The sequence below is a fragment of the Brachybacterium alimentarium genome (assembly GCF_002332425.1).
GTDB classification, from domain to species: Bacteria; Actinomycetota; Actinomycetes; order Actinomycetales; family Dermabacteraceae; genus Brachybacterium; species Brachybacterium alimentarium.
This window is the reverse complement of the sequence record NZ_NRGS01000001.1, coordinates 24,777-37,711: the sequence shown is the minus strand read 5'-3', so window position 1 is coordinate 37,711 and position 12,935 is coordinate 24,777. Positions and strand designations below refer to the sequence as shown.

Annotated in this window: 10 protein-coding genes; 6 read left to right on the top strand and 4 right to left on the bottom strand. The window is 69.8% G+C overall.

Annotated features, from left to right (window positions below; all coding sequences use genetic code 11):
- Window positions 1–74 precede the first annotated feature (74 nt).
- The 4 genes from gap (at window position 75) to secG (ending at window position 3,611) form a co-directional block, all read left to right on the top strand.
- Window positions 75–1,079 (top strand): type I glyceraldehyde-3-phosphate dehydrogenase, encoded by a 1,005-nt coding sequence (gene gap, locus CIK71_RS00160; RefSeq protein WP_096163169.1) that lies wholly within the window; start codon window positions 75–77, stop codon window positions 1,077–1,079.
- A 158-nt stretch (window positions 1,080–1,237) separates the two neighbouring features.
- On the top strand, window positions 1,238–2,440 hold the full coding sequence (locus CIK71_RS00155; protein ID WP_096163168.1) for a phosphoglycerate kinase: 1,203 nt from the start codon (window positions 1,238–1,240) through the stop codon (window positions 2,438–2,440).
- On the top strand, window positions 2,437–3,210 hold the full coding sequence (gene tpiA / locus CIK71_RS00150) for a triose-phosphate isomerase (protein ID WP_096163167.1): 774 nt from the start codon (window positions 2,437–2,439) through the stop codon (window positions 3,208–3,210). The genes CIK71_RS00155 and tpiA overlap by 4 nt, the downstream gene beginning before the upstream one ends.
- Before the next feature lie 158 nt (window positions 3,211–3,368).
- Entirely contained in the window at window positions 3,369–3,611 is a 243-nt protein-coding gene (gene secG, locus CIK71_RS00145) for a preprotein translocase subunit SecG (RefSeq protein WP_096196604.1), read from the top strand.
- A 163-nt stretch (window positions 3,612–3,774) separates the two neighbouring features.
- On the opposite strand, the gene pgl is transcribed toward secG, so the two are convergent.
- From pgl to tkt, 4 genes are all read right to left on the bottom strand, one after another.
- Window positions 3,775–5,490 (bottom strand): 6-phosphogluconolactonase, encoded by a 1,716-nt coding sequence (gene pgl, locus CIK71_RS00140; RefSeq protein WP_096163165.1) that lies wholly within the window; start codon window positions 5,488–5,490, stop codon window positions 3,775–3,777.
- Window positions 5,487–7,049 carry a glucose-6-phosphate dehydrogenase gene (zwf, locus tag CIK71_RS00135; RefSeq protein ID WP_176485483.1) on the bottom strand — a complete coding sequence of 521 codons (1,563 nt, stop codon included), beginning with the start codon at window positions 7,047–7,049 and terminating at the stop codon, window positions 5,487–5,489. The genes pgl and zwf overlap by 4 nt, the downstream gene beginning before the upstream one ends.
- 71 nt (window positions 7,050–7,120) lie before the next feature.
- Window positions 7,121–8,233: a transaldolase gene (gene tal / locus CIK71_RS00130; RefSeq protein ID WP_096163164.1), complete on the bottom strand. Its 1,113-nt coding sequence runs from the start codon at window positions 8,231–8,233 to the stop codon at window positions 7,121–7,123.
- Between the two features lie 158 nt (window positions 8,234–8,391).
- Entirely contained in the window at window positions 8,392–10,488 is a 2,097-nt protein-coding gene (gene tkt / locus CIK71_RS00125; protein WP_096163163.1) for a transketolase, read from the bottom strand.
- Between the two features lie 335 nt (window positions 10,489–10,823).
- Here tkt and CIK71_RS00120 point away from each other — a divergent pair, with 335 nt between their 5' ends.
- Window positions 10,824–11,777, top strand: coding sequence for a heme o synthase (locus CIK71_RS00120; RefSeq protein WP_176485482.1), 954 nt, complete (start codon window positions 10,824–10,826; stop codon window positions 11,775–11,777).
- 7 nt (window positions 11,778–11,784) lie between these two features.
- Window positions 11,785–12,783: a site-specific tyrosine recombinase XerD gene (locus tag CIK71_RS00115; RefSeq protein WP_096163162.1), complete on the top strand. Its 999-nt coding sequence runs from the start codon at window positions 11,785–11,787 to the stop codon at window positions 12,781–12,783.
- Window positions 12,784–12,935: the final 152 nt, after the last annotated feature.

Below are 12,935 nucleotides of genomic sequence, written 5' to 3'. Positions count from 1 at the left end.
CGCCGTCCGAGCGTACGAGGGCGTGCGCGCCACTGTCCATATTTCGCAGATCCCCTGTGAATCTAGGAGGAACCGTGACCATTAAGGTCGGAATCAACGGATTCGGTCGTATCGGGCGCAACTACCTGCGCGCGGCGCTCGAGCAGAAGGCTGACATCCAGATCGTCGGGGTCAACGACCTCACGGATAACGCGACGCTCGCGAATCTCATCAAGTACGACTCCATCGGCGGTGTGCTGCCCTACGAGGTCACCCACGACGAGGACTCCATCACCGTCGGCGACCTCACCTTCAAGGCGTACGCCGAGCGCGACCCGAAGAACATCCCGTGGGGCGAGATCGGCGCGGACGTCGTCATCGAGTCCACCGGCATCTTCACCGACGCCGAGAAGGCCAAGGCCCACCTCGAGGCCGGCGCCAAGAAGGTCATCATCTCCGCTCCGGCGAAGAACGAGGACGCGACCTTCGTCATCGGCGTGAACGAGGGCGACTACGACCCCTCGTCGCACCACATCGTCTCGAACGCCTCGTGCACCACCAACAGCCTCGCACCCGTGGCCAAGGTGCTGAACGACGAGTTCGGGATCGTCAAGGGCCTCATGACGACCATCCACGCCTACACCTCCGACCAGGTGCTGCAGGATGGCCCGCACAAGGACCCGCGCCGCGCACGCGCCGCCGCCCTGAACATCATCCCGACCACCACCGGTGCGGCCAAGGCCGTGGCGCTGGTGCTCCCCGAGCTCAAGGGCAAGCTCGACGGCTACTCGCTGCGCGTGCCGGTCCCCACCGGCTCGATCACCGACCTGACCTTCGAGGCGAGCCGCGAGGTCACCGCCGACGAGGTCAACGCCGCGGTGAAGAAGGCCGCAGAGGGCCCGCTCAAGGGCGTCCTGCGCTACACCGAGGATCCGATCGTCTCCAAGGACATCGAGGGCGACCCGCACTCCGCGATCTTCGACGCGCAGCTGACCAAGGTCATCGGCAACCAGGTGAAGATCTTCTCCTGGTACGACAACGAGTGGGGCTTCTCCAACCGCCTCGTCGAGCTCTCGCAGCTCGTCGGCAAGTCCCTCTGATCTCCCTCTGATTCCCGAGCTGTCGCCCTGACGGCCAGGACATCCCCGGAGCCCGCCGGTCGCCACCCCGAGGGGTCGGCCTCCGGCGGGCTCCGCTCGTCCCACGGTCCCCGCGCGCATCCCATGCGTCGGGACCACGAAACGAAGGAACCATCATCGTGCTGAAGACCATCGATTCGCTCGGGGAGCTGCGCGGCAAGCGCGTGCTCGTCCGGGCCGATCTCAACGTGCCGCTGGACGGCACCACGATCACCGACGACGGCCGCATCCGCGCCGCTCTGCCCACTCTGACCCGTCTCGTCGAGGCCGGCGCCCGGGTCGTGGTCATCTCCCATCTCGGCCGTCCGCAGGGCGCTCCGGAGGACAAGTACTCCCTCAAGCCCGTCGTGGGTCGCCTCGGCGAGCTGCTGGGCCAGGACGTCGCCTTCGCGACCGACACCATCGGGGATTCCGCGCGCGAGACCGTCTCCGGTCTCCAGGACGGCGAGGTCGCCGTGCTCGAGAACCTCCGCTTCAACCCCGGGGAGACCGCGAAGCAGGATGGCGAGCGGCATGTGTTCGCCCAGGCCCTCGCCTCGCTCGGCGACGCCTTCGTCTCCGACGGCTTCGGGGTCGTGCACCGCAAACAGGCCTCCGTCTACGAGCTCGCCTCCCTGCTGCCCTCGGCGGCCGGAGAGCTGGTGCTCGGTGAGGTCGAGGCCCTGCGCAAGGTCACCGAGGAGCCCGAGCGCCCCTTCGTCGTGGTCCTGGGCGGTGCGAAGATCGCCGACAAGCTCGGCGTCATCGACGCGCTCCTGGGCAAGGCCGACCGCATCCTCATCGGCGGCGGCATGGCCTACACCTTCCAGAAGGCCAAGGGCTTCGAGGTCGGCAAGTCGCTGCTGGACGAGAGCAAGATCGACGTGGTGCGCGAGTACATGCAGCGCGCCGAGGCCAACGGCGTCGAGCTCGTGCTGCCGGTCGACACGATCGTCGCGCCGGAGTTCTCGGCCGACGCTCCCACGACCGTGGTCAAGGCCGGCGACATCCCGGCCGATCAGGAGGGCATGGACATCGGCCCGGAGACCGCGAAGCTGTTCGGCGAGAAGATCGCCGATGCGGCCACCGTGTTCTGGAACGGCCCCATGGGCGTCTTCGAGTTCGAGAGCTTCGCCGGTGGCACCAAGGCCGTCGCGCAGGTCCTCTCGGAGGCCGACGCCTACACCGTGGTCGGCGGTGGCGACTCCGCCGCTGCGGTCCGCATCCTCGGATTCGACGAATCCGGATACTCGCACATCTCCACCGGCGGCGGAGCGAGCCTCGAACTCATCGAGGGCAAGGACCTGCCGGGCATCTCGATCCTCGAGGAGGGCACCAAGTGAGCACCCGTACCCCGCTGATGGCGGGCAACTGGAAGATGAACCTCGACTGGAAGCAGGGCCTGGCCCTGGTCGAGGAGCTGGGCGACCAGCTCAAGACCGTGAACACGGACGCCGTCGAGGTGGCCGTGCTGCCCCCCTTCGTCGACCTGCGCACCGTCCAGGTGGCCGTCGAGGCCGGCAAGCTCCCGATCTCCTACGGCGCGCAGGACATCTCCGCGCACGAGTCCGGTGCCTACACCGGTGAGGTCTCCGGCCCGATGCTGGCCGCGCTCGGCGCCACCTACGCGACGGTGGGCCACTCCGAGCGTCGCCAGCTCCACGGGGAGGATGAGCAGGTCACGAATGCCAAGGTGAAGGCAGCCTTCGCCGCGGGCCTGACCCCGATCCTGTGCGTCGGCGAGCCGCTCGAGGAGCGACAGGCCGGCAAGCACGTCGAGTACACCCTCGCGCAGCTCGAGGGCGGCATCGAGGGCGTCAGCGCCGAGCAGGCCGCGAAGATCGTCATCGCGTACGAGCCCGTCTGGGCGATCGGCACCGGCGAGGTCGCCAGCGCCGACGATGCGCAGGAGGTCTGCCGCGCGATCCGTGAGGCGCTGCGTGCGCTCCACGGCGACGTCGTCGCCGATGCCGTGCGCGTGCTGTACGGCGGCAGCGTGAAGTCCTCCAACGTGGTCGAGCTGATGGGCAAGGAGGACGTCGACGGTGCGCTCGTCGGCGGTGCCTCGCTCAAGGCCGAGGAGTTCGCCAAGATCGCGGGCTACCAGGGCTGATCGCGTCGGATCCGGCCCTGTGGGCCGGATCGACGACCGGGCGCGGGCCTCGCTGAGCGAGAGCCGTGCCACGCGGGCCGGGTCCCTTCGGGGCCCGGCCCGTGGCGTATGCTGGATCGGTCCGCTCGTCTCCGTGGAAGGTGTCTCCCCTCGTGGATCTGCCCCTCCTGAAGCTCATCCTTCAGATCTCGCTGGCCGTGTTCAGCCTGCTGACCATCATGCTCGTGCTCCTGCACAAGGGGCGCGGCGGTGGCCTCTCCGACATGTTCGGCGGCGGTGTCTCCTCCTCGGCCAGCGCCTCCGGTGTCGCCGAGCGCAACCTGAACCGACTGACCGTCACGGTCGCGGTGCTGTGGGGCGTGAGCTGCGCGGGTCTCGCGATGCTCGAGCGTTTCCTCTGAGTCCTCGCCTCTGATTCGTCACGCAGCGGGCCGGTCACCATGAGGGTGACCGGCCCGCTGTGCTGTGCAGGGCGGGTACGGCGCTGCGGCACGGCACGGCCGGGCCCCGCGGAGGATCCTCCGCGGGGTCCGGCCGTTCGTGGCGGATCCGGTGCTGCTGCTCTCAGCCCTTCAGGCGGGACGCCGCAGCGGTGTCCAGGAACCAGGTGGTCGTCTCCAGCCCGCGCACTGCGGAGGCGGGCACCGGCCACGGATCGATCTCCCCGTGCCCGTCGGCCACCGCGTCGGCCTTCTCGCCACCTGCGACCAGCAGGGCCACGTGGCGGGAGGAGTTGAGCACGGGCCAGGTCAGGGAGACCCGCTCCGACGGCGGCTTCGGGGATCCCTTGACCGCGATCGCGCTCGCACCGACCTGACGCTGATCCGGATGCTCCGGGAACAGCGAGGCGACGTGGCCGTCCGGGCCGACGCCGAGCATGAGCACGTCGAAGAAGGCGCCACCGCGGGTGCGGAACGGCTCATCGCCGCCCAGCAGATCCAGCTGCTGCCCGTACCAGGCGGCCGCGTCCTCGAGGGACATGCCGTCGGCGGGGGAGGGCATGATGTGGATGTTGCGGCTCGGCAGCCCGGCCTCCTGCAGAGGCTCGAGCAGACCGGCGCGCACGGCGACCTCGTTGCGGTCGGCGGATTCCGGATCCACGAACCGCTCGTCGCCCCACCAGATGTGCAGGTGGGTGAGGTCGGCCCCCGTGGACCGGAGTGCCGCCGGGAGGGCCCCGGCGGTCTTCGTGCCGACGGTGCCGCCGGTGACCACGAGATGCGCGACCGAGCGCTCCTTCAGGGCCGTGGCGAGCTGGGAGGCGGCGGACTCGGCCGCAGCGACCGCCACCGCGTCGGCGTCCGCGACCACCGTGTCGGTGGGGGCGGGCTTGCCGGTCGCGAAGGTGCCGGAGTCGACGATGTCGCTGAAGGTGCTGGCGAGGACCTCGCCGTAGACCTCATCGGGATCGAGTCGCCGCAGCTCCTCGGCGAGCAGCTCGTTGAGCGTGCGTCGGGGCATCGTCACATGCTGGCCGGAGTCGTCCGTGGGGAGGGTCAGCACGATCGCTTCGTCGCTCACGCGGGTGAGGTCGATGGTGCCGTCGGCCCGGAGGAGCCGCACCCCGTGCACGCCCGCGTAGTCGGGTGCGTCGTCGGAGGGATCCACGATCTTCGCGTCGACGCCCAGGGTGTGGGAGAGCCAGGCCGCCATGAGCACCACGGAGGGGTTCTCGGCGGAGCCGGCGACCTGGACCTGCTTCGGCACGGAGACCGGCGGCACCTCGTAGGCGCTCGCGACCAGCCCGCGCCAGCGCGTCAGCCGGGCCCAGGCGAGGTCGGAGTCGCCGTGGGAGTAGCCGCGGCGCAGACGCTTCAGCGTGGCGATCGGCGCCGGGCAGGCCGCGGAGTCCGTGATCCGGCGCTGCGACATCGAGCCCAGCACGTCGTGCACGGGGGCCGAGGGAGCGCCCTCGGGCCACCAGGTCACGATCGGGGCGTCGGGCAGCAGGAGCGCCATGACGAGCGTGTCCAGTGAGGACATGATGTCCCCTCGGGCCCGGAGGATGACGATCTCGCCGGCGCCGGCATCGCGGCCCACACGGATCTCGGCGTCCAGCCCGGAGACCTCGGCCTCGGGATCCGCGTCGACCACGAGCACCCGGGCGGGGTGCTCATGGCTCGCGCTGATGGCGGCCTCGAGGGGCTCCTCGATGTCGCCGGTGGCGATGATGATGAGCGTGAGGACCCGGCCGATGGTGTTGGCGCCGAAGGTCTCCCGCATCTCGATCATCTTCTTGTCGATGGCCGATGCGGTGGTGTCGGTCAGGGTGGTGATCACGGTCGCCTCCAGGTACGTCCGTCACGGGCGAGCATCTCGTGCGCGGTGTCGGGGCCCCAGCTGCCGGGGCGGTACGGAGCCGGGTCCATCTGCTCGGCCCAGTAGTCGGTGATGGGGTCGAGGATCTTCCAGGAGAGCTCGACCTCCTTCTGGCGGGGGAACAGCGGCGGGTCCCCCAGGAGCATGTCCAGGATCAGACGCTCGTAGGCCTCGGGGGACTCCTCGGTGAAGTTCATGCCGTAGGCGAAGTCCATGGTCACGTCCCTCACCTCCATCTGGGTCCCGGGCACCTTGGAGCCGAACCGGATGGTCACGCCCTCGTCCGGCTGGACACGGATGACGATCGCGTTCTGGCCGAGGTCTGCGGTGTCCGTGGAGCGGAACGGCAGGAACGGCGCCCGCTTGAAGACCAGGGCGATCTCGGTGACGCGGCGCCCCAGGCGCTTGCCGGCACGGAGGTAGAACGGCACGCCCGCCCAGCGACGGGTGGCGATGTCCAGCCGCATGGCGGCGAAGGTCTCCGTGGTCGAGTCGGCGGGGATCCCGTCCTCCTCGAGATAGGGACGTACTTCCTCGCCGCCCTGCCAGCCGCCGACGTACTGACCGCGCGCGGTGTGCTCACCGAGGTCCTCGGGCAGCTCGATGGCGGAGAGCACCTTCTCCTTTTCCGCGCGCAGGTCCGAGGCGCGGAAGGAGACGGGCTCCTCCATCGCGGTCAGGGCGAGCAGCTGGAGGAGGTGGTTCTGGATGACGTCACGCGCGGTGCCGATGCCGTCGTAGTAGCCGGCACGCGAGCCGATGCCGATGTCCTCGGCCATCGTGATCTGCACGTGGTCCACGTATCCCGCGTTCCACACCGGCTCGTAGAGCTGGTTGGCGAAGCGCAGCGCGAGGATGTTCTGCACCGTCTCCTTGCCCAGGTAGTGGTCGATGCGGAAGACGTCCTCGGGCCGGAAGACCTTTTCGACGACAGCGTTGAGCTCGCGAGCGGACTCCAGGTCGTGGCCGAAGGGCTTCTCGATGACCACCCGGCGCCAGGAGCCGTCGCGCGGGGTGTTCAGTCCCGACTCGGCGAGCTGGCCGCACACCTTGGGGAAGGCGTCCGGGGGGATCGAGAGGTAGAAGGCGTGATTGCCACCGGTGCCACGGGTGCGGTCGAGCTCACCGACCACCTCGGTGAGCCGCTCGAAGGCGGCGGAGTCGTCGAACGTGCCGGTGACGAAGCGCAGGCCGCCCCGGAGCTGCTCGAAGACGCTCTCGGAGAAACCGGTGCGGGAATGCTCGGAGACGCTCTTGCGCACGTACTCGGCGAAGTCGTCGTCGGACCATTCACGACGGCCGAAGCCGACCAGTCCGAAGCTGGGCGGCAGCAGGCCACGATGGGTGAGGTCATAGATCGCCGGCAGCAGCTTCTTGCGGGCGAGGTCGCCGGTGACGCCGAACATCACCATGGAGCTGGGCCCGGCGATCAGGGGGAGGCGGCGGTCGCGGGGGTCGCGCAGGGGATTGAGCAGATCCTCGGCGTCTGCCCCGACCGGGGGAGTGTTGGTATCGGTCACGATGGTCCTTTCTCGGACACACACGGCGCGAGCACGGCCCGCCGATGGCGGGACCGTGCTCGGCAGTCGGCTCAGGCGCGGGCGTCGTCGATCGAGGCCGACACGGTCTCGAGCAGCTCGTTCCAGGCCTTCTCGAACTTCTCGACGCCCTCGCGCTCCAGGAGTGCGAAGACGTCGTCCAGGTCGACTCCGGCCTGGGCGACGCGCTGCAGGACCGTCTCGGCCGAGGCGGCCTTCTCAGCGGTCAGCGGCGCGGCCGGCTCGGAGTGATCGGCGGTGGCCTCGAGGGTCTTCTCCGGCATGGTGTTCACGCTCGGATCGGCGACCAGGTTGTCCACGTAGAGGGTGTCCGCGTAGTCGGGGTTCTTCACCCCGGTGGAGGCCCACAGCGGACGCTGCACGTGCGCGCCCTGGGAGCTCAGCGCGGTGAAGCGCTCGGAGCCGAAGACCTCGAGGTACTTGCCGAAGGCGACCTGGGCGTTGGCGACGCCGGCGCTGCCGCGCAGCGTCTCCGCCTCTCCGCCGAGGTCGGCCAGGCGCTTGTCGATCTCGGCATCCACGCGGGACACGAAGAAGGAGGCCACGGAGTGGATCGTGGAGAGATCCTTGCCGGCCTGCGCGGCCTGCTCGAGACCGGCGAGGTAGGCGTCCATGACCTCGAGGTAGCGGGTCACCGAGAAGATGAGGGTGACGTTGACGCTGATCCCCTCGGCGATGACGGCCGTGATCGCCGGGATGCCCGCGGCGGTGGCCGGGATCTTGACCATCACGTTCTCGCGGCCGACGACCTCGAACAGGTGCTTGGCCTGCTCGATGGTCTTCTCGGTCTCGTGCGCGAGGCGAGGATCGACCTCGATGCTCACGCGGCCGTCGAAGCCCTTGGTCGCGGCGTGGACGTCGGAGAACAGGTCGGCGGCGCTGCGCACGTCATCGGTGGTGAGCACCTCGACGACGGCGTCGACGTCCTTGCCCTCGCCCGAGAGGCGCGCGATGTCCGCGTCGTACTCCGAGCGGCCGGAGATCGCGGCCTGGAAGATCGAGGGGTTCGTCGTCACGCCGACGACGTTGCGGGTGTCGATGAGCTCCTGCAGGTTCCCGGAGGACATCCGCTGACGCGAGAGGTCGTCGAGCCAGATGGACACACCGGCGTCGGAGAGGTTCTGGGTATTGGAGTTCTGAGTCATGAGCGTTCCTTCCGGGCGCTGGGCGCCCTGTGTCGAACTGCGGTCGTCATGGTCAACGCGGAACGGCCCGTCGGACTTCCCTCCTGTGGCGGACGGAACCCATGGGGCCGGGTCGAGCGACGGCGGGGCGGGGTCCGCGGACCCCGCCCCGCTGCGGATCAGGCCTGTGCTGCGGCGAGGGATTCCTTCGCGGCGGCGACGACGGCCTCGGGCGTGAAGCCGTACTCGCGGAACAGCGTCTTGGCATCGGCCGAGGCACCGTAGTGCTCGAGCGACACGGCGCGACCGTGGGTGCCGAGGAAGCGATGCCACGGCATGGCGATACCGGCCTCGACGGTGACGCGAGCGGCCACCGAGGACGGCAGCACCGACTCCTTGTACTCCTCGTCCTGCTCGTCGAACCACTCGACCGACGGCATCGAGACGAGGCGCGCGGGAACGCCCTCCGCCTCGAGCTGCTTCTGCGCCTCAGCGGCGTACTGCAGCTCGGAGCCGGTGCCGATGAGGATGACCTGCGGCTCCGCCGAGGCCTCCTTCATGACGTACCCGCCCTTGGCGAGGTTCTCGGCGCCGGCGTACTCGGTGCGGTCGAAGGTGGGCATGGCCTGACGGCTCAGGATGAGGCCGACGGGACCGTTGTCCCGCTCGAGCAGGACCTTCCAGGCCTGGCTGGTCTCGTTGGCGTCCGCGGGGCGCACGATCGACAGGTTCGGGATCGCGCGGTAGGCGGCCAGGTGCTCGACCGGCTGGTGCGTCGGGCCGTCCTCGCCCAGGCCGACGGAGTCGTGGGTCCACACGTAGGTGGCCGGGGTCTTCATCAGCGAGGCGAGGCGCACGGCGCCGCGCATGTAATCGGCGAACTGGAAGAACGTGCCGCCGTACGGGCGGGTGAGGCCGTGCAGCGAGATGCCCGAGAGGATCGCGCCCATGGCGTGCTCGCGGATGCCGAAGTGGAGCGTGCGGCCGTACTCGTCGCCGGAGAACTCGGAGGAGCCGATCTCGGACGGGAGGAAGGACGGCTCGCCCTTCATCGTGGTGTTGTTCGAGCCGGCGAGGTCGGCGGAGCCGCCCCACAGCTCGGGCATGACCGCGGCGAGCTCGCCGAGGACCTTGCCGGAGGCGGCGCGGGTCGCGATGCCCTTCTCGTCGGCCTCGAAGGCGGGGAAGGCCTCGGCGAAGCCCTCGGGGAGCTCACGGGCGACGAGGCGGTCCAGCAGGGCCGCCTGCTCGGTGTTCGCGGAGCGCCAGGCCTGGTAGCCCTTGTCCCACTCGGCCTTGTCCGCGGCTGCGCGCTCGGCGAGGGAGCGGGTGTGCGCCAGGACGTCCTCGTCGACCTGGAACTGCTGCTCCGGGTCGAAGCCGACGGCCTTCTTCAGTCCGGCGACGCCCTCGGCACCCAGCTTGGCGCCGTGCACGGCGTGGCTGCCGGCGAGCTCCGGGATGGGCCAGCCGATCACGGTGCGCAGACGGATGAAGGTCGGCTTGTCGGTGACCTTCTGCGCCTCGAGGATCTCGGCCTTGAGCGCGGCGACGTCCTCGAGGTACGCGGTGCCGCCCTGGGTCCAGTCCACGGTGCGCACGTCCCAGCCGTACGCCTCGTAGCGCGCCGCGGTGTCCTCGGTGAAGGCGATCGAGGTGTTGCCCTCGATGGAGATCTCGTTGTCGTCCCACAGGACGATGAGGTTGCCGAGCTGCTGGGTGCCGGCGAGCGAGCTCGCCTCGCTGCTGACGCCCTCCTGGAGGTCGCCGTCCGACGCGATCACGTAGGTGAAATGGTCGAAGGGGCTGGTGCCGGGGGCCGCGTCGGGATCCAGCAGGCCGCGCTCGCGGCGCTGGGCCATCGCGAAGCCGACGGAGGAGGAGATGCCCTGGCCGAGCGGGCCGGTGGTGATCTCCACGCCCTTGGTGTGGAAGTTCTCGGGGTGGCCCGGGGTCTTCGAGCCCCAGGTGCGCAGCTCCTCGATGTCCTTCTTCTCGAGGCCGAAGCCGCCGAGGAAGAGCTGGATGTACTGGGTCAGGCTGGAGTGCCCGGCCGACAGCACGAAGCGGTCGCGGCCCAGCCAGGTGGGATCGGTCGGATCGTGGCGCATCACGTCCTGGTAGAGCAGGTACGCGGCGGGTGCCAGGCTGACGGCGGTGCCGGGGTGGCCGTTGCCGACCTTCTCCACCGCATCGGCAGCGAGGACGCGGACGGTGTCCACCGCGCGCTTGTCGAGCTCGGTCCAGCCCTCGGGGGCCTTGAACGTATCGGTCACGTCGATGAGTTCCTTTCAACGGAGTGCGGCCGCAGCGGCCGCTCGGATCCACAGCTCCGGCACGGGCCCCGACGTGATCGCGTCGACGAGGGGCCCTGCGTGCAGAGCGATGCCCCTACCTTAATGCTGGTGGCGCCCGATCACCTCTTTTGTTCAGCCTGTTGCCCCGCGGACGGGGCGAACCGCCGCCCGGGAGGGTCCCGGAGGTTCCGTAGGTCACCGTCACGGTGCGGGGACTCACCCCGGGAACACGGGGTCCCGGTTCCGTGACGGCCTAGACTGGGGTCGTTCACGCGACGACATCGTCGCGCTCAGAAGGGGAAGGACGGTGGGCGGTGACCGCCACCCAGGGAGCTTCGATCCGGCACGCAGGCCCGGGCGGTGAGCATTCTCCGCAGCGCACTGCGGGGGCCGTGATCCGGGCGTACGTGGCGCTCACCAAGCCGCGCATCATCGAGCTGCTGCTCATCACCACGATCCCGACCATGTTCCTGGCCGCAGGAGGGTTCCCCTCGCTGTGGCTGATCGTGGCCACGGTCGTCGGCGGGTATCTCGCCGCCGGCGGTGCGAACACGCTGAACATGTACCTGGACCGTGACATCGACGCGAAGATGAAGCGGACCAAGAACCGTCCGCTGGTCACCGGTGTGGTGACCCCGCGGGCCGCGCTCATCTTCGGCATCGTCCTGTCGATCTTCTCGAGCGTCTGGCTCGGCGTGCTCGTGAACTGGGCATCCGCTGCCCTCGCGCTCGGCGCGATCCTGCTGTACGTGGTCTTCTACACGATGATCCTGAAGCGCCGCACCAGTCAGAACATCGTCTGGGGAGGCATCGCCGGCTGCATGCCGGTGCTGATCGGCTGGTCGGCGGTGACCGGCACGGTCTCCTGGACCGCCGTGCTGCTCTTCCTCGTGATCTTCTTCTGGACGCCGCCGCACTACTGGCCGCTCGCCGAGAAGTTCTCCAAGGACTACGCCGACGCCGGCGTGCCGATGCTCCCGGTCGTTGCTGCGCGCAGCAATGTCGCCCGGCAGATGATCATGCACACGGTCTTCATGGTCGCGTCCAGCCTCGCGATCATCCCGCTGGGCCACACCGGCTGGGTGTACGGCGTCAGCGCCGTCGCCGTCGGCGCCTGGTTCCTGTTCCTCGTGATCCGGTACGCCGTGCGCGTGCGTCGGGGCCTGACCGGCAAGAAGCTCGGTCCCATGACGGTCTTCCACGGCTCCATCACGTACCTGACGCTGCTGTTCGTCGCCCTCGCGATCGATCCGTTCGTCGTGCTGTGATCTCGAGGTGACCCCCAGCAGCGGTCCGTCGTCCTCCGGGGAGCAGACGCTGCGCCCGGGGGACACCCGGATCCTCGAGCAGTACCTGAGCCATCTGCGCATCGAGCGCGGGCTCTCGCAGAACACGCTGTCGGCCTACCGTCGCGACCTCGAGCGATATCTCGCCGAACTGGCCCGGGAGGACGTGGACCCCGCCGACGTGGATCCGCAGCGGCTCACGGACTGGGTGCAGACGCTGCGCACCGGGAGCGACGGGGGCAGTGCGCTGTCGGCCTCATCGGTCGCCCGGGCCCTCGCCGCCGTGCGCGGCCTGCATTCCTTCCTCGACGCCGAGCGGGTCTCCACCACCGGGGACCCCTCGCGTCTGGTCCCCACGCCGTCGATCCCCTCGCGGCTGCCGCACCCGCTGTCCATCGACCAGGTCGAAGCCCTGCTCACGGCCGCCGGGAGCCCCGGCACCGGGCGGGACTCCGCCGAGAGGGCGCTGCGCGACCGGGCCCTGCTCGAGCTCCTCTACGGGATCGGAGCCCGCATCTCCGAGGCCATCGGGCTGGACCTCGACGACGTGGACCGCGACCAGCGCTGCGTGATCCTGCGCGGCAAGGGGGACAAGCATCGGATCGTGCCGGTCGGACGCTACGCGCTCGAGGCCCTGGACGCGTACCTCACCCGCGGGCGTCCCGCCCTGGCCGCTCACGGCGCCGGCACCGCGGCCATCTTCCTGGGCTCCCGCGGGACCCGCCTCACACGGCAGGCCGCCTGGCAGGTGGTCCAGCGAGCTGCTGAGGATGCCGAGCTGGGGGAGCTGCCCACCCCGATCAGCCCGCACACGCTGCGTCATTCCTATGCGACGCATCTGCTGCACGGCGGCGCCGATGTGCGCAGCGTCCAGGAGCTCCTGGGGCACGCATCGGTGACCACCACCCAGCTGTACACGCAGGTGACGGTGGACTCGCTGCGGGAGACCCATGCCGGTGCCCACCCCAGGGCGCGGCGAGGGGCTTAGACTTGTCCGGCACGGCGACCCCGCACGACCCCGTCAGCGGGCGTCGTCGTCGCCGATCTTCCGGCGACTGCATGCAGCCGCCTCTTCCCGGGCTGGGTCCGGAGCCCGTCGGCAGGCACGACGGCTCCTCCCGCCCGCGCACCGCCCTACGA

What these genes read in the sequence shown, in the direction of transcription:
- tal (WP_096163164.1), bottom strand. Translation starts at nt 8,233, where the DNA reads ATGACTCAGAACTCCAATACCCAGAACCTCTCCGACGCCGGTGTGTCC.